We start from the raw sequence: 25,178 nt of genomic DNA, 5'->3' as shown, positions 1-25,178 counted from the left end.
TTGTTTCTTTTCTAAAATTTAACATTAACGCCCATACCAATGTACCTAGTGGAAGGATCCTGTAAATTATCGTCGTTTCCGAAATCCGGGTCAATGATATCCGCTTTCTTCCATACCAACAGGTTATAGCCGCTAAGGGTTATATCGAGATTTTTCACACCGTTGATATTGGCCAGTTCGGTGACATCATATTTAAAGGAAAGCGTTCTTAATTTAAAAAAGCTGCGATCAAAGATATTGGCAAACTTCCCACTTTCCTTGTAGGTCACCGCAGCCCTATATGGATAGTTCTGTGACCAGGTCTGCCAGCTCACCGCAGTGGTATTCTGGGCGTACGTTCTGGTATCGGAAATAACATCCCCGCTTACGTCCTGCACCAGGTCTCCTCCCGTTACCTGTACCCCATCCGGTACATACACCGGCACCCCGGCAGCGTACTCCGCATCCCTAAATTCGGTAGAATAAGGGTGCTTACCTCCCCACCACATTTTTTCAACGGTCAGGGAACGGATCAGACCGCCCCATCCACCGTCTATACCAACGTTTACGGTCAGGTTCTTATACTTAAAACTATTCTGAAGTCCAAGGGTCCAATCTTGATCGTTATGTCCCAATAGTTGTGGAAAATTATCCCTGATAGGCAATCCATTGGCGCCCAAAATCAAATCCCCATCCGCAGACTTCTGCCATACCGTTGCATAGTAGCTGTCCGCCCTATCGTTTAACCTTAGGTTGTTATAAGTGGTATTGTCCCCATATATTTCTGTGATTCTTTTTACTTTTCTGCTCCAGTTGGCAATTAGGTTCCAACTAAAATTATCCGTAAGCATCGGTTTGGCATTAAGTACCACTTCCAGACCATTGGTAGTATATTCGTTCCCGTTTACCTTTCTGTTTTCAAACCCTGATGTATTTGAAATTGGCAAATCGATAATTTGATTGCTATCAACAACATTGTAATAAGTAAGGTCTAACGCAAGCCTATTCTTTAAAAAAGCGGAGCTTAGACCTAGCTCGAACGAGTCGGAACTTTCAGGCTCTATATTGGAATTTACCAGACCGTTGGGATATTGTAACTTTACATTTCCACCAAAAACACCGTTATTGGTGTAATAGGATTCCGTGCTATAGGGGTTCAGATCACTGGAAACCTGTGCCCATGACCCATACAACTTTAAATAATCTACAGCTACGGGCATGCTTACAAAATTGGACACCACCGTACTTAAGGATACCGATGGATAGAAATAGGATCGATTTTCCTTTGGAAGGGTAGAGGACCAGTCATTTCTTGCAGCTGCCGTTAAGAACACCGCATTGTAAAGATCCAAACCCAATGTGGCATAGACACTATTGGTGGCCCTTTCCTCGAAATATGTAGTTGCGGCCACATTGCCACTGGTATTGTTAAGGCTATAGACAAAGGGAACCACAAGGCCATCCGTGGAGTTATATTCCTGTTGATATTTTCTATAAAAGGTAGAAGCGCCCACATTCACGTCAAAAGAGATATCCTCGGTCAGGGATTTGGTATAGGAGGCCAAAATATCGTAATCTACGGTCAATCTCTTTGAATTCCAGGTCTTATAGTCCCCTTCCCTGGCATCACCGTAATTCAAATAGGTCTTTGGGCTCTGTCTGTCCTCGAAAATATCCTGTATTACGGCCGAGCCCCTTCCCTGCAAATTCAAACCCTCGGCTATATTGTACTTAAGCACCATCTGTGCATTGATCAGATCGGCATCGTATTTTTGGTTCAATTCATTGGCCGCAAAATACACATTGTTATACCAAGCATAGTTATAATTAGCCTGTCTATAACCTTCCTGTCCTGGAACGTACATGTGCTCTTTTAAGTCCTGACCGTCAACGTCGTCCCCCATCCAGATCAGGATAGTGTACATATGGTTCTTTGGTCCATATCCGTGTCGCGGGTAATTTGGTGAGTACACTTTATTATAGGACAATTTACTATCCAAGGTAAGCGACTTGGACAAATTGGTAGTAGATTTAAAGGTCAGCCCCCCTGTTTTAAGGCCGGAATTGGGAACCCTGTCCTTTTGGTCGGAATAATTTCCTGACAAACGGAACGACCCTTTTTCAGATTTGCTAGCTATCGAAAAATCCGTACTCGAAATATATCCCGTTCCCATAAAATCCTTTAGGTTGTTGTGATATTCCCAAGGCGTCGGCACCCTGGAATAGCGGGATTTATCATCATACTGGGTACCATATACATCGCCCCACCATGGAATGGTCTCCCCCGAAACGTTATCCAATATGGGACTGTTCCATTGGGAGACCATAACCCCTGGCTCAAACTTGGGACCCCAGATCATATCCCCATCGGAAATACCACCGTCCTTACCGTCCCAAAATTCATATTTACCGTTGGACCCGTTACCGTACTCCGTCTGGGTTTCTGGAAAAACGGTAAAGCCGGCGGAGACCATGGTATTATGGGAAACCGAAATTTCCAATCCGTCTACATTGGCATTCTTGGTAGTAATTAATATGGCCCCATTTCTTCCTCTGGACCCATAAAGTGCAGAAGCCGTTGTTCCCTTCAAGACATTTACATTGGCAATATTATTGGCAGAAACATCATAAAAGTCGGTCTCGACAGGTATCCCGTCAATTACGATCAAGGGCGATTTGCCCCGCAGGGAAAACGAAGGCTTTTGAAATAAGCCAGTAGGATTGCTTACACTAAGGCCCGCAACCTGGCCGGTGAACAGGTTCCCTACATTGGGGGCATTGATCTCCTCTATGATCTCCACATCCATCTTTTGTGTGGCATAACCGATCTTTTTCTCCGCTCTGGTAATCCCCAAGGCGGTTACCACTACCTCGTTCAATTTTTCCGAATCGGGAAGAAGCACTATTTCTGCCGATGTTTTGCCAGAGGTGGCAAATTCCGTTGGAATATATCCTATATAGGTAACTAGGAGAATATCGTTTACTGAATTTAACTCAATTTGAAAATTCCCGTCAAAATCGGTAGCTACGCCTTTGGAACTACCTTTAATAACCACTGATGCCCCAGGTAAAGGCGCATTGTTCCCATCCAAAACCCTTCCCGTAAACACTCCTTGGGAATAGCCCATGATAAATGCAAAAAAGGCAAATACCATAACAATACTTCTTTTGTTCATTCTTTATTTTTTAATTATTTGGTGAGCGCAAATATCCTTGGCATAGGTTAACCAAACCCTCAATTAATATTAAAAGATTGCAATGATATTTGCTTAATTGTTAATACAATGTTAACCTCGCGGAATAGAACAAAAAATGAAGGGCATAGTGTCTAAGATAGGCCTAGGTAAAACTGGCCTGTGTAGATATAACCAAATAGTAAATTGAAATAAACTGAAGAAATCCTATGCTTCGGCCAATTGTATTTCCGACTTTTCCACTAAGGTATTCCGCTTGTACTTCATTTTAAAGTAGAACAGTGAGACCAAAGTAATAATGGTACCCAAAGCGGCAATTAAATAAGTACTGGTCATAAAAAAATGGAGCCATGAAAGCTTGTTCTGGCCAAAATTCTTATAAAGAAGGACCCCCATACTACCTAAGTAACCAAAAGCATCGGCAAGATATATTAGGTAACCCGCATTTCCCTTTATACGGAAAGTGGCGATCATACGATCAAAAAAAATACAGTTAAAGGGCACATAACAAATATAGAGTCCAAAACCAACGCTTATCATCCAAAATATTGGAGAAATTATGCCCATTTGAAACAATAGGGTAGAAAGGCCAATGCCAATAGTACCAAAAAGTAATAAATAATGATAGGAAAGAAACGCTTTATAATTGTTCTTGATCACCCCTAAAAAACCAATGATCACCAATACCAAGAAGGCAATGGGCAGTTCGGATATCGTATATATGGCAGCATCCCCCTCGAAACCTAGGGCATCCCAGATCTCCCTTGAAAAATTATCCCTAAAATCGCGCAATGCGGTTAAAAAAGTGTAGAAGAGTATTAGAATTATAATCGGGAACAGGAACGCCAGAAAAACCCTTTTTCTATCCTTTCCGTTCATAGGTTTCCGTTCTGTTCTAAGTTTCTTATCCTCCTCTGAAGGCTGGGGAATTCTATTCAATAACCAGGCAAAAAATACAAAAGGAACTAAAAAAACACCTCCAGTAACCGATGGCATCCAAAATTGGGACACCTGCCAGTTTTCCATTACCAAAAGTCCAACCGACTTTACGGCACCACTGGATACGATAAAACTGGAGCATAAGGCCACTCCCAAAAATTCGGTAAATTTTCTGCCTTCCAAATAGGAAAATACAATTCCCCATACCATCCCTAAAGGAAGGCCATTTAAAAACATAAATATAAAATTATAGGGGGCAGGGGTTAGGGCGAACAAAAGTAGGCTGGCCTCGGCAGCCAGGATTAGGCCCAAGAGATAGTATATCCTCTTGTTGGGCTGCAGCTCAGAAATTACTTTAATCCCAATAAATTTAGAAAGCAAGTAGCCCAGTACTTGCGCAATGATCAAAATTATCTTATAGTCCACTCCCGCAAAGGACAGATCTTCAAATGTGGCTACGGTAAAGGGTTTGCGAAAAGCATACATACAGAAATAAGTGCCAAATGAGGCAAATGCCCCATATAGCAAAAACGAAATATCTTTTTTTACTAGCTTCAAAAATGTTGGCAGTTTGGTGTGAAATTTCTCAAAAGATAAATATTAAAAGGCAATATTCCCCCTTTTTCAGATGTAAATGAATTTTTTAAAGTTATTAGATCGTTATCTAAAGATTAATGGAATAAACCACGGTATAATTTGCTGCCTCACCCGGAACTGCCGAAAAGGCAGTACCGACCTCTCCCAAGGAGAGGTAAACCCGCCCGTGCCGTTCGGGCGGGCCAGTCCGAACCGGCACCGGTAGATTGGAAGCCCCGTCTGACGAACCATGCAGATCCGTCCCAAGCGTATGAGAATCTTTAGATTAAGAAATATCGGTATTTCTCAATCTAAGGGCATTCGCAATTACGGAAACCGAACTAAAGCTCATGGCCAAAGCCGCGATCATGGGCGATAATAGGATTCCAAAAAATGGATACAGGACCCCAGCGGCTATAGGTACGCCAAGCGTATTGTATACCAGTGCAAAAAACAGATTTTGTTTAATATTTCCCATCACTTTTACACTTAGGTTCCTGGCCTTTACAATACCTTGTAAATCTCCTTTTACCAAAGTAATGGAGGCGCTTTCAATAGCCACATCGGTACCTGTTCCCATGGCAATCCCCACTTCGCTCTTCGCCAAAGCAGGGGCATCGTTTATCCCGTCACCAGCCACCGCAACTTTTTTGCCCTGCTGCTGAAGATTTTCAACTTCATTTAACTTGTCCTGAGGAAGCATCCCTGCCTTAAAATCGGTAAGGTCCAGCTCTTCCGCCACGGCCTTTGCCGTATCATAGTTGTCCCCTGTCAACATCACTACGGATATTCCCAAAGATTGCAATTCCGCAATGGCCCTTTTGCTAGTTTCTTTTATTTTATCGGTAATCACCACAAATCCCACCGCAGTAGTGTCCACAGAAATTATGGAAACCGTTTTACCGAGCTGTTGTTGTGATTTAACCTTTTTTATCAACTCCTGGGACATTATAGCTTTGACTTCCTCCATCATTCTATCGTTCCCCAAGGCCAGCTTTTTCCCATTAACAATTCCGGTGACCCCTTTTCCTGTGACCGAATTAAATTCCGACACCTTCAATATTTCCGTTCCCTGCTCCTTCCCGTATGCAACCGTTGCCTCCGCCAAGGGGTGTTTGCTCATTTGATTGAGCGATACCATGTACTGCAACACTTCTCCCTCGGGGTATTCATTGGAAGTAACCACTACTTTTTCTAAGGATGGCTTTCCAGCAGTAATTGTTCCCGTCTTATCAATAATAAGAGTATCAATTTTGTTCATCTTCTCCAAAGCCTCTGCGTTCTTTACCAATACCCCGGATTGGGCCCCTTTACCTATGCCTACCATGACAGACATGGGTGTGGCCAATCCCAAGGCACAGGGACAGGCTATGATCAAAACGGCAATGGCATTTACCAAAGCATAGACATATTTGGGTTCGGGGCCAAAAATTGCCCAAACAATGAAGGTGATAACGGCCACCAAAACCACAACGGGAACAAAATATCCCGAAATCCTATCCGCCAATTTCTGAATGGGGGCCTGACTACGACTCGCCTTATTGACCATGTCTATAATCTGTGCCAATAAAGTGTCAGCGCCCACTTTTTCCGCCTCCATCTCAAAGGATTGGTTTCCATTTATAGTTCCTGAACTGACATGGTCACCTTTCTTTTTATCTACCGGTATAGGTTCTCCTGTAATCATGGATTCATCTATGGAGCTTTCTCCTTCATGAACGACCCCATCCACAGGAATTTTATCCCCTGGTTTAACCCTGAGCAGATCGCCAATCCTAATTTTATCGATGGCTATGACTTCTTCTTTTCCATCTACCACCTTAATCGCCTTATTGGGTGCCAGTTTTAACAGCTCCTTCACTGCATTATTGGTCTTACTATGGGCCCGGGCCTCCAAAAGTTGTCCCAATAAAACTAGGGTCAATATTACGGTAGCGGCCTCAAAATAAACATGTACCGTACCGTGATGGGTTTTAAATTGGGGAGGAAAAATGTCAGGAAAAAGCATCCCGAACACACTAAAAAGCCAAGCAACCCCAGACCCGATGCCAATAAGCGTAAACATATTTAAATTCCATGTCCTTATGGACCGATAAGCCCTTTCAAAAAACATCCAAGTGGCATGGAAGACTACGGGAAAGGAAAGTCCAAATTGGATCCAGTTCCAATATTTCATATCCAAAAACCTATATAATGGGTTATTGGGCACCATCTCGGACATGGCAATAATAAAAATGGGCAAGGTAAAGGCAAGGGCCAACCAAAATTTATTTAAAAGTTTTTTATAGTTCTTTTCCTCTGCCGAAACATTTGCCTTTAAAGGCACCAGGTCCATTCCGCAAATAGGACAGGATCCTGGTCCATCTTCAATAATCTCCGGGTGCATGGGACAGGTATATTGGGTATCCCCACCAATATTCGCCTTTACCTCTTCTACCAGATCCATTCCACAAACCGGACAATCGCCAGGCCGATCATAGGTCTTATCCCCCTCACAATGCATGGGACAATAAAAGGTTCCTGTACCCTTCCCATTGGGTTTTTGTTTATTAGGGTGATGATGTTGGTGTTCTTCCCCTGGCATAGAAATGCCATAAGCACCGCCATCATCTTCCAAAGCCTTTTTAAAGGTAGATAAAGGAATATGGCCGTCCATTTCAATAATAGCTTCGGCTTTTTCCAAATCCACGGTCGCCTGGGTAACCCCCTCCACCGCATTTAAGGTATGCTCTACATGCGACCTACAGCCATTGCAGGTCATCCCTTGTATCTTATAGGTGTGTCTCATCTCCAAGCATTTTTAATTCGTAAGTAAAAATAGTCATATTGATAAGGAACGCTTTTTGGAATTATGGTGATTCTTTACATAATTTTGTCCAGCGGTTTTCTATCCCATTGTTGTAATTTTTTATACGCTCCCATGGACATGCCGGTGACCGACTTAAACTGGGAGGCCAAATGGCTACTGTTCCTATAATTTAAGGCATACCCTATTTCAGAAAAATTGAGTTCGTTCATTTGGATGAGTTCCTTTGCCCTTTCTATCTTTAGATCGATGTAGTATTTCTCTATGGTCGTACCTTCCTTTTTACTGAACATTTTACTTAGGAAAGTGTAATCTTTATGTAGTTTTTCGGACAGGTAGGTGGACATGTTCCCTACAATGTCATTTTCCCCATTGTTGATCGTCTTGATTAATTCGATCTTAATGTTTTCAATGAGCATATCCACCGTATCCTTAACCCATTCGAAGCCGTTATTTTTCAAAATGCCTTCTATTATATCATCCTCATTGTCCGCGTTTTCCTCATAAACGATCTCTCCTAATTTTAGGGATACAATTACAATCCCGGCCTTGGAAAACTCCTGTGCCAAAAGGGTTTTACATCTATCACAAACCATATTTTTGATGAGGAGTTTTTTCATCTGTTAAAAATTGACATTTGGCTTAAGCTCCACCTTTAGTTGTGGACTTTACCACAAAACTATCATAAATAAATAGAACAATGTTCCCCTTCCAAGCTTTGGAAGGGGAATTCATTTACATTCTTAGTTTGTTGGTTACAAAAGAAAAGGAATATTATCTGCCACTTCTACATGTACATTATCAGCTATTGACCAAACTCCATGGGAATTTACATTGTGAGGGTAGAAAAGAAGTAATACATAATAATAACATCAAATTCAATCCGGCATTACCTCTACGATCATTTCGATCTCCACGGCAATATTACCGGGAAGGGATCCCATACCTACGGCAGCACGGGCATGTTTCCCCCTCTCGCCAAATACGGCCACCATTAAATCAGAATATCCATTGATCACCTTGGGATGGTCGGAAAAATCAGGAGCCGCATTTACCATCCCCAAGACCTTGACCACCCTGACTACCTTGTTTAAATTGCCCAATTCCGATTTTAAGACGGATAATTGATTGACCCCAGTAATTCGGGCAGCCTCATAGCCCTCCTCTATGGTTAAATCTGTCCCCACCTTGCCCTCAATATTTTCCCCGTTACTCTGGAGCGGTCCTTTTCCCGATAGAAAAATTAAATTTCCGGAACGAACGGCATTTACATAATTGGCTACGGGAGAACTTGGTTCTGACAAGGTTATATTCAATTCCCCAAGATTTTTCTCAGGATTGTAATCGGCCGGAACAATTGGAGACTCTATTGTGATTGGATTTACTACATCTTCCTTCTTTGTATTGCAAGAAAGGGCCATCACGAACAGTAGGAGACCAAAAATAAATTTAAACTTCATAGGATTTACCTTTAGATTGTTCTTTATTATTTACACATTTTCCAACACTTCCTTAAGGCGTTTGGCAACAATTCTTTCCTGTCCGGGATCCATCATCCAGGTGGTGATCCCTATAGTTTCATTGTCGCCCACCGTAGCTATTGCAGGATGGCCTTCCATTAACTTTTTCCTAGCTTCCCCAGGGCTGATCTTAACCAAATTGCTATCCCATTTAATCCGTAACGAGGGAACATGATTGGCATAAGGCGGGACATATATTTCTGTCTGCACCCCTTTTACGGATAAGGCAGAGTCACTAATTAATTTTATTTGATTTTCCCATAGCTCCCATTCCTTTTCATGATCTTTGGCCAAATACATTTCCAAAGCCACCAGCATCCCCAGAACCTCTTCCTTGTTTACTTTCATCCCCCTACCAATAGTGCTTCCGCGGGGAGGGGTATGTATTCTGGCCGCCTTGATGAGTTCCCTTTTGCCCAACAATAATCCGGCACTCTGAGGCCCCCTTATTCCCTTTCCTCCAGAAAACGCCACTAGATCAAACCCCATTTTGGTAAATTTAAAAAGGTTCTCCACTGGGGGTACGTCTGCGGCACAATCAATAAAAGTTGGGATGTTGTGCTTTTTTCCTAGGGCTATGAATTCGTCGTACTTAATTTCCCCAAGGTCCGTATTGGCATTCAAAAACCAGAGCATTGCCGTATTCTTGTTAATGGCCCTTTCCATTTCCTGCTTTGTTTTTACGGTGACTATTTTAGCACCAACATTTAAAAGGGCATGTGTATAACCAATATTATGGCCTTCCTGAATTATTACCTCGTGCCTTAGCCCTGTTGTATCTGGAAGTTGGGCCGCTATATTGGAATCCATTCCGGAAATAACTCCTGCAAGGCCAATGGAGATGGCCCCAAATGCCCCCGAGGATACCGTGGCATATTCGCACTGTAACAATTCCGCTATTCTTTCACCAACCTTGTCCTGAAGCTCATCCAGATCCACATATTCCGTTGCCCCATATACAATTGCCGAGGTAACCTCATCGGCCATTAAAGAAGCGGTCATGGAAGTATAGGTTCCCGCAGCATTGATAAATGTACGCACCCCCAGCTCCTTGAATAAATTTCTTTTTGCCGGATTGGTAACCGCAGCACCAAGCAATTGTGGTGTTAATAATCCAGTACCTAACAGTCCGCCCACCACAGGTACGCTGGATAAGGTTTTTAATAATTTTCTTCTGCTTAGCATATTTTATTTTTAATGTTTCATCTCTTTCGGAAAGCGGGTTTATTTCGCATTCCACATAGGTTTGGAAATGCCATTAAGGTCCCAGACCACAACCCCCTCCCTTAGGGTTAGCTCACATTCCAATTTTTGATCGCCTATCATTTTCTTCCCCTGTGAATCAATAAACCCAAAGTTCCCTTTTCTAAGATTTAAAATGGTTAGGTCTGCCGCGGCCCCAACTGTCAGATGCCCCAAATCCGTACGCTTAATATATTGTGCCGGATTCCAGGTAGCACATTCAATGACCTGTTTGGCGGACATGCCCATATTGATAAATTTCGACATTATATTAAGAATGTCCTTCATTCCCGCGTTCATACTTCCCGTATGCAGATCCGTACTTACGGAATTGGGTAAAAACCCCTGGTTCACGGCCGGAATGGCTTGCTCATATACAAAGCTGCCACCGCCATGGCCCACATCAAAAACAATCCCTCTTTTTTGGGCCTCAAAAACATACTCCCTTACCCTACCATTTTCATCTACCACAGGAGTCCTTCCTTTTACATTGGCATAGGCATGGGTAAAAATGTCCCCGGGCCGAAGCTTTTCCATGAGCAATGTTTCCAAGGACAACTCAGGCTCACTACCTCCAAAATCGATCATAACCGGAATATTGGCCATAGTCCCCGCTGCAACCACCCTATTAACGGGTTCCCAATCAAAACCGCTGTAATGGGCCAATTTCACTCCAACTATGGTCCCCTTGTACTGCTTGGCAACATAAGCGGTCATTTTAGGGTTCATATCCTCTATGTTTTGTTCTATGGCACCTCCCTTCATGCCCGATCCTATAATATTTAAGAAAGACAATACCCTTGTTTTGGAATTATCTATGGTCTGCTTCTTAAAGATGCTAAAATTCTTCCACCCTGCGCCCCCTACATCTACAATAGTGGTAACGCCACTTCTAAAAGTAAACCCGTCCGGAGGTAAACTGGTAAAACTATTGCTCAAATACGAATCCTCCTCTGTTCCAAAAAAATTATGTCCGTGTATATCAAGGAGTCCGGGAGCCACTATGAACCCCTTTGCATCTATGACTGTCCTGGCCTGATTTTCGGGAATTTTAGAATCGACTTTTGCAATTAAACCATCTTTTATGGCTACGTCCATTACTTGGTCCAAATTATTTTTTGTGTCTACCACATGCCCTCCCTTCACCAAGATATCGTAGTCCTGTGCGGTCAAAAAGCTAGTTACCAAAAGCCATAAAATGACCCCATTCCGATTTTTTAAAATATTTTTCATTTTTAAAAAGTATTAGTTGGTCTTAATACAACATTTTAAATTCTCCGTAAATCTTCAGAATGTGTTCGAGCCCATCTTAAATTTAACAATACTTTAAAACAATATGTGCATTTGTTGATAATATTTAACATTTTTTTTAATGAAAAGAAAATATATCCCATTCAAGATAGAAGATTATCCAAAATAACCATTAAAAATATGCTATTACGAACCCCGTTACTTTAGAGAACTACTGAAAAAGTAGTTTGCCAAAAAATTCGGGTCTATGGTAGTCTGGCTTTTCGGATCCAACCGGATTCCAGGTTACATAATGGCGTTGGGAAGTAGCGTCGCCACATTTATAAAAATTTGCATTACTGTTTAAACCCTTTATTATTATTTCAGGATTTTGTGTCAAGATTGCAGCGGGAATTATTATAGTCATTTCCCAGGAGAAATCGCCAGTTCTTTCCGTGAAGGTCTGTGATCCCAAAGAGCTTTGAACTTCGATCAAGTTTCCAATAGTATTTGGGTCAACGAATTGCCGCTGACCTCTTCCTGGCCCATAGGCCAAATGGACGGTACCTATGCAATTGAATTCAAAATTATAATAATTTCCATCCCCCAGGGGGTCAAAGAAAAATTCCACACAGCTATCACGGGCCACTGGGCCATTGGTATCCCCAACACTGGCAAGAATATTCTTTTCCCTTACATAATATTTTAACCAAATAGCATTATTGCTATGCGCTATTCTAAAAGCCACACTTGGCCTATAAGAAAATTGGTCCCAATTGATTATGTCGATAGCCTGTAATTCGGTATGTTCCTCCAAAAGTTGGGATACCTGTTCCAGACCAAGTTGTCCATTAAATTCTATTTCTTTAACTATCAGCATTTTTTCCTGACTATATATTTCAGATTTGTAAGCCATCATAATACCGAATAGGCACCATATTATAAATTTCCTTTTCCACATATACAACAAGGCTAATGAAGTTACAAATTAGTTAAAATTTGTCATCCGTACTTCATGTTGTTAAAAAGAACTTATTTAAACATGGAAACGTATAGAATTTTATCCAAAAGCATTACTCCCCATTAAAAAGGCTGCTCAAAATTTCATAGGAATTTAAGCGGTCCTTATGATCATAAATATGGGATACCGCCATTATTTCATTGACTTGGGTAGCTTCTATAAAATTGGCAAGTTGTGTTTTTACAGTTTCTTTAGATCCCACAAAACTATAGTGCATCATCTTCCCAATTTGAACTTTTTCCATTTCATGCCATAACCCATCCATGCTCTTTACCGGTGGCGGCAATGGTTTTCTGGTATTCCTTATAATTCCCAAGGCCAATTGCTGAAGACTGGTCTCCAAAAATCTGGCCTTTTCATCGGTTTCTGCGGCAATTACATTTACACAGGCAATAGTGTAAGGAGCTATGCATTGTTTTGAAGGTTCAAAGTTTTGATGGTAAAGCCTAAGAGCGTCGTGCAAATGGGTCGGTGCAAAATGACTGGCAAAAGCATAGGGCAATCCCTTTGCTCCCGCCAATTGTGCACTAAAGGTACTTGAGCCCAATAAATATATAGGGATATCCAAGCCTTCTCCCGGTATGGCCCGCACTGCAGCATGTCTATTTTCTTTAGAAAAATAGGTCTGTAATTCTACTATATCCCTTGGAAAGTCGTGAACAGTTTCGGTACGGTCCCTTCTTAAGGCTTTGGCAGTTAGTTGATCGGTTCCCGGGGCCCTACCCAGACCCAGATCCACTCTCCCCGGATATAGTGTCTCCAAGGTACCAAATTGTTCCGCTACAATTAATGGGGCGTGATTGGGCAACATAACTCCTCCAGAACCTACCCTAATGGTCTTGGTCCCTTGGGCAATATATCCTATTAGAATGGGGGTGGCAGAACTTACCAAGCTTTCCATATTATGATGTTCGGAAATCCAAAACCGCTCAAAACCCAAATTTTCGACATGTTGGGCCAATTCCAGACTTTTGTTCATGGATTGTAGGGGGCTGGACCCTTCGGCAATAGGAACCAAATCCAAAACCGAGAATTTTATGTTCCCAAAATTATTATTGCTCTTATGCGTCATATTTCCTGAATTATTGAATGCATTGGAAATACCTTAGTCGAATACCATTGTCAATCCTTAAAGTAATATTTTTTAATGGAGTTAAAAATGAACTACCTCGGCGCAGGGCTTATGAGGTATTGGAATCAAGACCTCTACGTTACAAGAACCAAGATACAAGACAAAATAATCCAATGCCGTACATCGTGACTACCTATAACGCTAATGCCTCGAGGAATTCTATTGATATAAAACAGATTACCAAGATTATTCCCGTTGAGCTATTATTATAAGCCCGGGGTTCTCTTTTTTTAATTGGGTTATATCCGTTTTTGTTACCTGGGTCTGCCAAAGGTAGATTTTCTTCAGCCTGGAAAGTTTTGGCACAAGCTCCAATACCCCTTTTGAAACATTGGTTCCATATAGGTTTAGGGATTCCAAATTCTCCAGTTTCGATAAATGCTTTATTCCAGTGTCCGTTATTGCATTTCCGCTAAGATCTAGCTTTACCAAGTTTTGCAAACTGCCAATTTTTTCGAGATAGCTATCCTCAAGGTTTGAATTTCCAAGGTTAAGCCAAACCAATTGCTCCCTTAATTCCAATAGGGCGTCCAGATCGGAAGCTTTAAGGTCTGCTTCACTTAAACTAAAATTGGCTTCCAAAAAATAATTATCCTTCATTAAGGGATTAATTACAAATCCATGGCTGATCAAGGTGTCGACCACTCCTTGATTGGGAGGAGAAACCCTTTTGTTAAAAAGATTGTTCTTATCCAACCCCAGATAATTGCTTACTATGGGGCCAATTGTATTTTCCGTATCTAGTTGGGTTACAAAGCCCTTGGACGGCGCCCCGGATTTGATCCACCATTTGATCAACACTACTTCTTGATCGGTCAACGGCAGCTTGCCTTCAGAAGGCATAAAATCTTCATGCTCCATGGGTAGGGTAATACGCCGTACCAGCTCACTTTTCAGGGCATCTCCCGGTACAATGGTATTATCGCTTTTCCCTCCGAGCATCATATTTTCATAGGTGTTCAGCAAAAGCTCCCCTTTTCTTTTCCCTTCATTATGACAACCAACACATTTGGATTGCATCATCGGCATCACCAAATCCAGAAAGACATCGGCCGAATCCAGTACGGCCACTTTTTTACGTGGCTCCATCTTGGAGGGCAAGCCGGCCATATTTCGAAAGGAATTTGGCGCATATTGCAATAAATAATTAGACCCGTGGGTGAGATTGCCCCCCAAATGGCCTGTGAGCATAAGCAAAAAACACCCCATGAGCCCTATTATCCATTTAATAATAGATGGGGAATTGTTCCATTGCTTATGAACAAAATAACAAGCAAACGATAATAGTGTTAAAGCAATTCCGGCCCATTGATGCCAGAACAGGGTTTCCTTATCATATTCCCCACTAAGGGAAAGTAAGTACCCAAAAACTACGGCAACAACTGCACTTACAGCTCCCATTAACCATGCTAAGGGGATATAAACCCCTAAAGGATTGAATTTTCGCCAGCGGGAAGCCAGCTGTATCAAAAAAGCCATAATTAAAAACCCAATGGGCAGATGTACCACTACAGGGTGAAACCTTCCCAAAAACAGAAGAATATCTGGCGGATTGTCCAAAATACCTCCAATCAATAACAAAACTGAACCCATGTATGTTATTTAAGAGGTGTCCCTTTCAAGGGCTTTCCATTGGTGGTCAAAATTTGAAAGTGATGTACCCTATGTCCGTCGTAACTCCAGACCATAGCTTTATCGGGGGACACCTCAAACAGTTTTATGCCGTTTTGGGCCCCATAACTGGCTATTACGGTATTGCCATTGGGCAATCTTTGGGCTCCACAGGGATCGGCAAAGGGAGATTCTTTTATGTCGGCATTGCTTATTTTCCAGACCACCTTCCCGTTGGAATCGATTTCGATTACCTTGTTACCATGGGTTAAGCTAATTAGGGTGTTGCCATTCTCCAAGCGAATGGCGGTAAAGGGCCAATTTTCCGCTTCCCTTCCTCCCAAATCTGCCAAATCGGTTCTAAAAACATGTACCACAGTTCCGTCCGGCCGGTATTCCTTTACGGCAAAGGCCAATAAATGGGGCACCAAATAATTGCCATTGGGCAATTTTCTGGCCATTCGTGTCTGCATATGGATATTATCGGTATCCGGTTTAAGGGGTACGCTCTTTACGACCTCCCCCTTTTTGTTTACCTCGACTATCCTGGGATGGGAACCGGATTCTGTAATCATGGTATTGCCATTGGACAAACGTACCGCGGTACCCAGTTCCATTGACTTCTCTGCCCTGGCATAGGTAAAAACTATCCTTTTTTGCTTATTGTACTCCCGCACTTCATCTGCCCAACATATAAGAATGTTTCCATTTTTTAAGACATAACCATCCCTGGCACCTTCTTTTCCGGAATTCCAGATTTCCTCTCCGTCCTCTCCTATGATACCTGTAAAATTAGGTCCCGCCACAAAAAAAGAATGTGTAATTTCCTTATTCTTGATTGGCAATTGATCGGATTTCAAGGTAACGGATATATCTACAAAGAACAGGGGAGACATCATTAAAAAAAGGATTCCTTTGCTAATCATATTCATGTGCGTGTATTGGAATTAATATTTAATTTAGGCCAAAATATCCTTTACGAGGTTTCCATGGACATCTGTCAACCTCATGTCCCGGCCCCCAAATCGGAAGGTCAATTGTTTGTGGTCCAACCCCAATAAATGCATAATGGTGGCATGCAGGTCATGTACCGTTACTTCATTTTCTATTACCCGATAGCCGTATTCATCCGTTTTTCCGAAGATAGTACCCCCCTTTACACCAGCTCCTGCCATCCACATGCTAAATGCCGATGGGTTGTGGTCCCTTCCATCGGATCCCTGAGCGAAGGGCGTTCTTCCAAACTCTCCTGTCCAAACCACCAAAGTTTCCTCCAAGAGTCCACGGGATTTTAAATCCTTTAGCAATCCGGCAATAGGTTGATCAACGGCATGGGCATTTCTTTCGTGGCCTACCTTTAAGTTACTGTGCTGGTCCCACCTATCGGCCCCTACGTTCGGGCAAGTGAGTTCCACAAACCTAACGCCACGCTCTATCAACCTACGGGCTAAAATACATTGGGAGGCGTATCCCCTAAGGTGCGGGTCATCGGAATCCAGTCCATATAATTTTTTGGTGGCCTCGGTTTCCTCTTTAAACTCGGTAAGCTCTGGAATGGAAGACTGCATTTTATAGGCAAGTTCATAGTTGGAAATGGCAGATTCCACGGCGTCGGCCTTCCCTATTTTTCCGATCAGACTATCGTCCATTTGCTTGATAAACTGTAGTTTCTCCTCCTGAAGGTTTTTAATATCTTCCCTAGGGTTGATATTGGCCACAGGTTCGGGCCCTGCCTTAAAAACGGAAGCCTGATACGATGCCGGCAAGAATCCGTTCTTAAAATTGTCCAAGCCTCCCGGAGGTATTAAACCCCCATCCAATACTACATAACCGGGAATATTATTGTTTTCACTTCCCAGGCCATAATTCATCCAAGCACCCATACTTGGGCGTCCCTGTAGTCCGCTGCCCGTATGTAAAAAATAATTGGCATTGGTATGTTCCGGAAAGTTGGAAACCATGGACCGTATCAAAGCAATATCGTCTACGCAAGTTGCAATATGTGGAAAAAGATCGCTCACCGGCATACCACATTCTCCGTATTGCTTAAAATCCCAGGGGCTTTTTAATATTTTTCCCACATTATCGAACTGTGTGGCATCTACCTTAAATTTCTTTCTTGGATCCTCACCATTCTCCTTGGCAAGTCGGGGTTTGGGGTCAAAAGAGTCCACTTGGGAGACCCCGCCATCCATATATAGAAAGATGACGTTTTTCGCTTTGGGCAAATAATGTGGCCCCAAATAAAGATTGGAGGCAGTTTCTAGGTGACCTGCCCTTTTGCAACCAAAAGGCAATGTCCCGAACAAGCCCATAAAAGCCAACGACCCGAAACCACCGGCCGATAGGCCCAACATTTCGCGACGGGAAATAACCCTAGGTTTGGTATGGTGATGATGGCCCATTATATGAGGTATATAAATTCTTTTAAATTAAAAATACTATGGCAATACTCTTTCCATACTACTATTTCTTTATCGGCTCCGGTAATGTCCTTCCCCTCCATTGTTCTCAGCATTTCAAAAAAATTGGAAGCTTTCTTAAGTTCTTCCGAAGTTGCCAAACGTGAAAAGGCCTGCATATAGATCCACTGTACTTTTTCCTCAAAACTGCCCAATCCTTTTTCCAATAATTTTTCCGCCATAATTTCCGCCTGTTGCGCAACCAACGGATCGTTCATTAAAATCAAGGATTGCGATGGCACATTGGTAACGTTCCTACTGCCAAAAGTGCTAAAGGGTATTGGACGATCAAAAGTGGTCATCATTGGTTCCAAGAAATTCCTCCTCACCTCCAAATAAATACTTCTCCGACCATCCCCGTCTATAGGTCCGGATTTCCCTGGCCTACCCCGTCCCTGCATAAAGTCCGTGAGATGGGTAGCCACCGGCACCCCGTACATGGTAGCATCCAAACTTTCGGTAACCATCAGTATCCCGTCGCGAATGGCCTCTGCCTCCAACCTTCTTACCGGAAATGAGGCCAAATAAATATTATTGGGATCCTTGCTGGCAAGGGCATCACTTTTCAAGGTACTCCGTTTAAAAGTTTCGGAGGTGACTATAGCCCTAATCATACTTTTTATGGACCAGCCGTCATTTTGAAACTTAACGGCCAAATAATCCAAAAGTTCGGGATGTGAGGGCAATTTTCCCTGAAGGCCAAAATTGTCTACCGTCTCCACTATTCCCCTGCCGAACAAATGATGCCAAATTCGATTTACCATTACCCGGGATGTCAAGGGATTGTCATTGTTCAACATGGCCCTTGCCAATTCCAGCCGCCCACTTCCGTCAGATTTAAATAGGGAATCCCCTAATGACAGTGCCGATAAATACCTCCTGGGAATACGTTCTTCAGATGGTTCCTTATAATTTCCCCTATTGAAAACCGGACTGTTTACTGCATATCCATCGTATACTCCATTAAAAAAAGTATCGGTTTTTAATTTTTTGGCCAACTGTTGACTACTGTCTATCACCGATTTCAATTCCGGGAAGCGGGCAGGTAATTTCCCCATCCTCAAATCTTCATTTAGTGCCTTTACTTTATTTGGTGGGATATCCAAGCTGGCCCAATTATCCTTGCCCTGTACGGAGCTAAGTTCGTTTTCCAAATTGGACGGCCATTCCCCATCGTAAGTCACGGCATATTCCGCCTCTATAAAAGCGTCCTCCGGTAAATTGTATATGTGGCCCTCATATCCCCCGGGTATAATTTCAATATACGCCTTCCTGCCTTTCCATGGAGCCACGTTAAATACAAAATTATTCCAGTTCCCCGTGTTCACCTTTTGGTCCATTCCCCCGTAAATAGGATTTTGGATCAATTGAAAATTGTCTATAATTATTCTGATACTACTGCTTTGTCCAAGTGCCCTAACGCCAATAAAATCTTTTTCCAAAAGTATATTGGGAGATCGTAGCGCTCCAAAAATTCCCGTTCCCATCAACTTACTGGAGGCCTTCCCTTGCTGTAATCCCAATAATTTGCCCGAAGTTTGGTCCAATATGGGATCGCCAAGGGTGGTGCGCTTTCCAAAGCCATGGCCATCACTTTTCCAGCCATCAAAATCCCTACCTCTAAAATCGCCGATGACGGTATAGCTATTTTGCTCTTTGCCTACTACCGTATTATGAGCTAGATCGGTATTTCCATAGTCGCTTTTGGCCGTGTCCCATTTACTGGCAACCAACTTTCTCATATAGGAATTTAGGTGTTCTATTTCCCTGACAGTGATCTCTGTTTCCTTAGCGGTATTGGAGGGGATAGGGGAAAACCTCGTACTCTCCATGACCCCGTAGAGTGCATAATAATCGGCAGCTGTAATGGGGTCGAACTTATGATCGTGACATTTTGCACAGGAAACCGTCAACCCCTGAAAGGTCTTGGTAGTAACGTCTATCATATTATCGATCCGATCTGCCTCGTCCTGGCGCACATCCACAGGGCTATGGGTTCCTTCGCCCATAACATAAAAAGTAGTCCCCAGCCTAGATTCGGAAACGCCGGTTTCCTTATTTTCCCTAACATTCTCCAATAAGTCGCCTGCAATATGTTCCTTCAATAATTGATCATATGGCACATCCCCGTTAAATGCCCTGATCAAATAATCCCGGTACTTCCAGGCACCGGTTATGGTGTAATCAAATTCGTGGCCCTTTGTTTCGGCATAACGTACCAGATCCATCCAATGCCGTGCCCATCTTTCCCCATAGGCCGGGGAATTAAGATATCGATCCACCAATTTTTCATAAGCCACAGTACTGGTATCGGAAATAAATTCCTGAACTTCATTTGGGTTTGGAGGTAGGCCGGTAAGCAAATAGGATACTCTGCGGATAAGGGAATTTTTATTGGCCATCGGAACTTTTTCCAGTCCCTTCCCTTCCAATTGCCGGTCTATCAATATATCGATGGCATTGGGGTCGTCCAAATCCATTTTGGTTGCAGGCTTAATAAAGGACCAGTGTTCTTTCCATTGGGCACCTTGGTCTATCCATTTGTCCAAAAGGGCTTTTTCCCTCTCTGTAAGTTTAAGATTGGTTTCAGGAGGGGGCATGATCTTGCCGGGATCTTCATTGTAGATTCGCTTTAGCAGTTCACTTTTTGATGTCTTTCCGGGCACTATGGCATGGCCACCTTCCTTAAGGGCGGCTACGGCACCCTCGTAGGTATCCAATCGCAATTCCGCTTTCCTGCTACTGGGATCCGGGCCATGGCACAAATAACAATTCTGAACCAATATAGGTTTTACGTGAAAATTAAAGTCGACCACCTTAGGTAGCGGTTCGGAGAATTTTTCCGTTCGGTCACAGGAAATCCCCAAAACTCCCAGCGTACCAACTAGGACCAAAACTTTAGTTCCACGAAAAAACATTGTCAAAATTTTATAGCCATTATCAAATATAGAGATCCAAAACCTTAAAACCAACTATTAAAATTGCGGGAATCAATACTTATTGTGCTGTCCTCTTTGATAATTGGTAGGCACAGCACCCTAAAGTAGGGATAATTAATGAGAAGAAAAATACTGACTATTACAGATTTTAATTTTGGTCCGAGGTGTTTTCCAATCCATGAAGCAATGATAATGTAGTTGCCCGCAATGCAGCAAAGAAAATGGGTGGATTGTACCATATTCCCTCTATGTGAGCAACTCTTTTAAATCCCCAATTTTATTAATGGTATAATCTGCTTTGGGGACATGGCCAAAGCCGTATTTGGCAAAAACAAAAGGGATACTGTTCCCATTAGCAGCCGTGTAGTCCCCTAGGGTATCCCCAATATAAATGGGCTTGGAAAGTTTGTTCCTTTTCATGATCATCTTTATATTTTCGGTTTTGGACAGACCGGTATTTCCGGAACATTCAAAATCTTTAAAATAAGCGTTCAAGCCATGGTATTCATAAAAGGCCTCGATATAACCGGCCTGACAATTACTGACTATATACAGATCGTACTTTTTGTCCAAGGTATCCAAGGTTTCTTCCAGTCCATGGTACAAAATCCCTCCGGACTCCTTAATGTCGTTCACCTCCTGTTCATAACAACTGCCCATAACCGCCAATTGCTGCTCTTCACTTAGATATGGGAACAGTTTCTTCCCTACCAGGTTGTGCTGCATTCCCAAAATACCTTGAATATCTTCCTCGGAAATAGGGTCCTTAATACAATCATACCCATTCAATGCGGTATACCATGCCTTAATGCTCATGGGCATAGGGTCCCAAAGGGTACCGTCCAGGTCAAAAATGATGTTTTCAATAGTGTCCTTTAATCCGCTCAGTGCCATTTTTTAAAAGTTACGAATACTAAACTAAATTGACTACCTCTCCTGTTTCTGCCGATCTATAGGCCGCATCCACAATGTCCAACACCATTTGTCCTTCCACGATTCCCGGAACGGGTGGTTGCCTGGTTTTTATACATTCCACAAAATACTCCATTTGGCGGGTATAGATGATTTGGTCGCAGTGATCCTCCCTTTTTGGAAGCTCTGGCACTGTGGTTACCGTACCTTCGCCTTCCTTCATTTTCAAAAATGTGGGAAACAGATTGGCATAGCCTTTTGTCCCGAACAGACTGGTACTGGCCTCGGGTCCGTCCATATGGGGATGCCACCATCCACTTTCAATAATACTTTCGGTACCATTGTCCCATGTAATGACCAGGATTGCGCTATCGTCCACATCATAATCTCCAAACTCCGTAGAAATTCTGGCATAGACTTTTATCGGATTTGGATCTCCCAAGATATACCTAACGGCGTCAATGGCATGGACACCCATATCCGCCAAGGCTCCGCCGCCTGCCATTTCCTTTTGGGTAAACCAACCGGAGGGTCCCCAATTTTCATGTATTCCGTAGCCTTTGGTCTTAAATACCCTTCCTATTGTTCCCGAGGCTACAGTATCCCTTATATAACAGGTATCCGCATCAAAACGCCACATATGCCCCACCATCACCAATTGGTTGTACTTGTTTGCCGCCTCAGCAATTTGTTTACCTTCATCACCACTCATCCCCATGGGTTTTTCAAGAAAAACATCCTTGCCATTTTGCAAAAAGGCTATGGCATAGGGCGCGTGAAATTGATTGGGGGTGCTTATAATTACGGCATCCAGATCATCCCTTTTTACCAATGATGAAATATCGGTCAACGCCTCTTTAATATGGTACTTAAGGGCAAACTTCTTGGCATTTTCAAGGTTTTTGGACACCACGGCCACAATTTTAACATTGGCCAGTGTTTGTAATCCACGAGCGTGGTAATCCGAAATAAATCCGGCACCTATAAGGGCTATTTTAATTTTCATCTATTTAAAAATTTTTATTAAGTTGAAAAGGGGTAATAAAAATTTAATTATTTTGTCCCGATAATTATCGCCTTGCTTCCAAAAATGGCAGCTGTAGTGTTACCGACACTTCCTTAGTCCAACAATTCCTCGGCATGGGTATAAATCTTTTTTATGGCAGCGGCCACCAGATCCATATCGGCCTTTGTTCCCATTAATACCTTGTGGTGGACACAAACGGATTCTTCCTTAAAAATACGTTCACAGACCGGTAATGAAAACCGCTTGGGATCTATGGCCTTCCAATAGGCATCATTTAATTTATGTCTGGAAGGTTTTGTATGTGGCACGTATAATGAGCAATTATTTAAAGGTTCATAACATGCATCCACAACTATGCCCAATTCCGCTTCAAGGGCAGCCCTAAACTTCTCTACCGGTAAATTCTTGAACTTACCGGTATCGTAGCGAAAAGCAAAATTGAAATAGGCCTTTTTGGTTTCCCTATCATCCCTTTTTAAAGGTGTAACTCCTTCTATTTCATTTAGCAACGTATTTAAATAAGCCCCATTGGCGTCCCTATTTGCATTTTGTTCCGGCAATCTTTTTAAGCCCTCAACCAGTATTGCTGCTTGAAATTCGGTAATCCGGTAGTTGCCTGACTGAATAAAATTACCGTCATCACCATAATCCCCAATCCCCTTGTCCGCACCGATGAGCGAATCCCCTTCAGGTCTTCGACCCACATTTCTCAGGGCATCCATTTTTTCGGCCAAATCGGTGTCATTGGTAGTAACGGAACCCCCCTCGCCAGCGGTTAAATGTTTTGATAATTGAAAGCTGAAGCTACCAACGTTTCCGATGCTTCCCGCTTTTTTGCCCTTCCATTCGCCTCCATGTTTATGGGCGCAATCCTCAATAACATAAAGATTATGTTTCTTGGCAATGGCCATTATGGCATCCATATCCGCAAAAGCGCCATAGAGATGTACAGGAATAATAGCCTTTGTTCTTGGCGTTATGGCCTTTTCAATTTCCTTTGGATCTATACACCAGGTATCTTCACAAATATCTACCAATATGGGAGTGGCATTTACGTCGATTACAGTGGCAGCGGTAGCTTGCCAGGTTAGTCCAGGAACGATAACCTCATCACCTACACCTATACCAAGGGCTTCCAGGGCAATCTGTAAGGTTATGGTACCGTTTACGGCACATATGGCATGTTTTACCCCTGTAAATTCTGCAAAAAGTCTATTGAACTCCATTTCCTTTGGCCCATTGTAGGACCAAACCCCACTATGTAATACCTCAATTAAAGCAACTTCTTCCTCTTTCCCCCAAACCGGCCATTTAGGCCAGGGATTCTTATTGGTATCTCGACTAGGGGTGCCTCCATGTATTGCTAGTTTTTTCATGTGTTTATATTTATTGCTTTTCAAATGTCACATGTAACATCCAAATAATCATTTCGCCGTGTGACAAAATCTTTAGTCAAGGATGTTTCATTGTCAATGGTTGTTATATGGTAATTCTATTTATAATTTTTCAGGATCCAATACTAGGTGTTTTACCGTCTTTCTATTCCATGTATACACGATATGTATCATTCCGTCCGGGGTTTGTATCAGGGTAGGATAGGAATATTCCTCTCCCTTTTTATCCGTGATTGCCGTTAGGGGTTCCAAATCCAACACTCTCTTCCATGTTTTGCCATCTTGGGACAGGCCTACGCTCAATGGAACCCTATCTTCGGATGCTATGGTGGTAGGATTGTAGATCAGTACGTGTCGCCCATCCCTTAAGGTAATTGCATCAATCCCGGAATCAGGGTTGGGAAGTTCGGTAGCAGTCATTTCACTCCAGTTAAGTCCACCGTCATAAGACCAATTTTGCCCTATTGTCCCCTCATAGGTTCTACTCAATAATTGGAGGGTATCGTTACCGTGATCCAGGATGGCAGGTTGAATGGCCTTAAATTTTATACCATCGTTCAAAGGGGCCGTTTTGGTCCAGGTTTGGCCAAAATCCGGACTCCTTTCCAAATGAATTTTATGACCCCCCGTTTCGCTCTCAGTACTGGAAGGAGACAAAATATCCCCGTTGGAAAGGGTAACAGGTCTATTTTTAATGGGGCCCAATATTCCTTCTGGAAGTCTTGTAGGGGCAGACCAAGTAAATCCGTCATCTTCAGATGTCCTATACATTCCCCACCAATATAATGGATCGGGACCCACTTTGTAAAAAAGTATCAAAGGTTTATTTTTAGGTTTAAAAAGAACTGGGTTCCAACATGGATATCGAACTCCATCATCCTCCACCCCATTGGCTACTTCAACCGGGCTTGTCCATATATCGCCTATTTTTCTTGAAACCCAAATCCCTACATCATTGTTTTTTTCTTCTGTTCCCCCGAACCAGGAAGCCACCAAGATGCCGTTGCTGATATCAATAGTTGGGGCGTGACATTGAGGTGTTGGCCCTTGCCCTATTGGGTAAATGTATTCTTCAAGGCTTATGGCAGGATGCTTTCCCAATATTTCAGATCCACTTTCTTTCCCCTTTTCCTTACAAGACCCTATCGATATTAAAAGGGCTATTGCAACTAAATGTTTTATCCAAATTCTCAT

At 42.6% G+C, this 25,178-nt stretch carries 17 protein-coding genes; all 17 read right to left on the bottom strand.

Annotated elements, in window-relative coordinates; all coding sequences use genetic code 11:
- Window positions 1-11 precede the first annotated feature (11 nt).
- The 17 genes from D0S24_RS17870 to D0S24_RS17790 all read right to left on the bottom strand — a co-directional run bounded on the left by D0S24_RS17870 (window position 12) and on the right by D0S24_RS17790 (window position 25,178).
- A complete protein-coding gene (locus D0S24_RS17870; RefSeq protein WP_117021187.1) occupies window positions 12-3,155 on the bottom strand; it encodes a SusC/RagA family TonB-linked outer membrane protein in 3,144 nt (1,047 codons plus the stop codon).
- A gap of 225 nt (window positions 3,156-3,380) precedes the next feature.
- On the bottom strand, window positions 3,381-4,670 hold the full coding sequence (locus D0S24_RS17865) for a DUF5690 family protein (RefSeq protein ID WP_117021186.1): 1,290 nt from the start codon (window positions 4,668-4,670) through the stop codon (window positions 3,381-3,383).
- A gap of 304 nt (window positions 4,671-4,974) precedes the next feature.
- Window positions 4,975-7,476 carry a heavy metal translocating P-type ATPase gene (locus tag D0S24_RS17860; RefSeq protein ID WP_117021185.1) on the bottom strand — a complete coding sequence of 834 codons (2,502 nt, stop codon included), beginning with the start codon at window positions 7,474-7,476 and terminating at the stop codon, window positions 4,975-4,977.
- Window positions 7,477-7,550: 74 nt separating this feature from the next.
- Complete coding sequence (locus D0S24_RS17855; RefSeq protein WP_117021184.1) at window positions 7,551-8,114, bottom strand: AraC family transcriptional regulator; 564 nt, start codon at window positions 8,112-8,114, stop codon at window positions 7,551-7,553.
- Window positions 8,115-8,372: 258 nt separating this feature from the next.
- Complete coding sequence (locus tag D0S24_RS17850) at window positions 8,373-8,954, bottom strand: RidA family protein (RefSeq protein WP_220377784.1); 582 nt, start codon at window positions 8,952-8,954, stop codon at window positions 8,373-8,375.
- Between the two features lie 30 nt (window positions 8,955-8,984).
- Window positions 8,985-10,199 carry an aminotransferase class V-fold PLP-dependent enzyme gene (locus tag D0S24_RS17845; RefSeq protein WP_117021182.1) on the bottom strand — a complete coding sequence of 405 codons (1,215 nt, stop codon included), beginning with the start codon at window positions 10,197-10,199 and terminating at the stop codon, window positions 8,985-8,987.
- A 39-nt stretch (window positions 10,200-10,238) separates the two neighbouring features.
- Entirely contained in the window at window positions 10,239-11,489 is a 1,251-nt protein-coding gene (locus tag D0S24_RS17840; RefSeq protein ID WP_117021181.1) for an amidohydrolase/deacetylase family metallohydrolase, read from the bottom strand.
- 229 nt (window positions 11,490-11,718) lie between these two features.
- Complete coding sequence (locus D0S24_RS17835; protein WP_181938131.1) at window positions 11,719-12,366, bottom strand: carbohydrate-binding family 9-like protein; 648 nt, start codon at window positions 12,364-12,366, stop codon at window positions 11,719-11,721.
- Between the two features lie 193 nt (window positions 12,367-12,559).
- On the bottom strand, window positions 12,560-13,579 hold the full coding sequence (locus tag D0S24_RS17830) for an LLM class flavin-dependent oxidoreductase (RefSeq protein WP_117021179.1): 1,020 nt from the start codon (window positions 13,577-13,579) through the stop codon (window positions 12,560-12,562).
- 246 nt (window positions 13,580-13,825) lie between these two features.
- The gene (locus tag D0S24_RS17825; protein WP_117021178.1) at window positions 13,826-15,232 is read right to left on the bottom strand and encodes a DUF2231 domain-containing protein; all 1,407 of its coding nucleotides are present in this window, start codon (window positions 15,230-15,232) and stop codon (window positions 13,826-13,828) included.
- A gap of 5 nt (window positions 15,233-15,237) precedes the next feature.
- Window positions 15,238-16,182: a hypothetical protein gene (locus D0S24_RS17820; RefSeq protein ID WP_117021177.1), complete on the bottom strand. Its 945-nt coding sequence runs from the start codon at window positions 16,180-16,182 to the stop codon at window positions 15,238-15,240.
- A 27-nt stretch (window positions 16,183-16,209) separates the two neighbouring features.
- Window positions 16,210-17,655 carry a DUF1501 domain-containing protein gene (locus tag D0S24_RS17815; RefSeq protein ID WP_251795824.1) on the bottom strand — a complete coding sequence of 482 codons (1,446 nt, stop codon included), beginning with the start codon at window positions 17,653-17,655 and terminating at the stop codon, window positions 16,210-16,212.
- Window positions 17,655-20,630 carry a PSD1 and planctomycete cytochrome C domain-containing protein gene (locus D0S24_RS17810; RefSeq protein WP_251795823.1) on the bottom strand — a complete coding sequence of 992 codons (2,976 nt, stop codon included), beginning with the start codon at window positions 20,628-20,630 and terminating at the stop codon, window positions 17,655-17,657. The genes D0S24_RS17815 and D0S24_RS17810 overlap by 1 nt, the downstream gene beginning before the upstream one ends.
- A gap of 267 nt (window positions 20,631-20,897) precedes the next feature.
- Complete coding sequence (locus D0S24_RS17805) at window positions 20,898-21,545, bottom strand: HAD family hydrolase (RefSeq protein WP_117021176.1); 648 nt, start codon at window positions 21,543-21,545, stop codon at window positions 20,898-20,900.
- 19 nt (window positions 21,546-21,564) lie between these two features.
- On the bottom strand, window positions 21,565-22,569 hold the full coding sequence (locus D0S24_RS17800) for a Gfo/Idh/MocA family protein (protein ID WP_117021175.1): 1,005 nt from the start codon (window positions 22,567-22,569) through the stop codon (window positions 21,565-21,567).
- Window positions 22,570-22,682: 113 nt separating this feature from the next.
- A complete protein-coding gene (locus D0S24_RS17795) occupies window positions 22,683-23,966 on the bottom strand; it encodes a DegT/DnrJ/EryC1/StrS aminotransferase family protein (protein ID WP_117021174.1) in 1,284 nt (427 codons plus the stop codon).
- A 120-nt stretch (window positions 23,967-24,086) separates the two neighbouring features.
- Window positions 24,087-25,178, bottom strand: coding sequence for an exo-alpha-sialidase (locus D0S24_RS17790; protein ID WP_220377783.1), 1,092 nt, complete (start codon window positions 25,176-25,178; stop codon window positions 24,087-24,089).

Source organism: Arenibacter sp. P308M17 (genome assembly GCF_003426735.1).
Classification (GTDB): domain Bacteria; phylum Bacteroidota; class Bacteroidia; order Flavobacteriales; family Flavobacteriaceae; genus Arenibacter.
The sequence above is the reverse complement of the archived record's forward strand: the minus strand, read 5'-3'. Positions and strand labels throughout refer to the sequence as shown.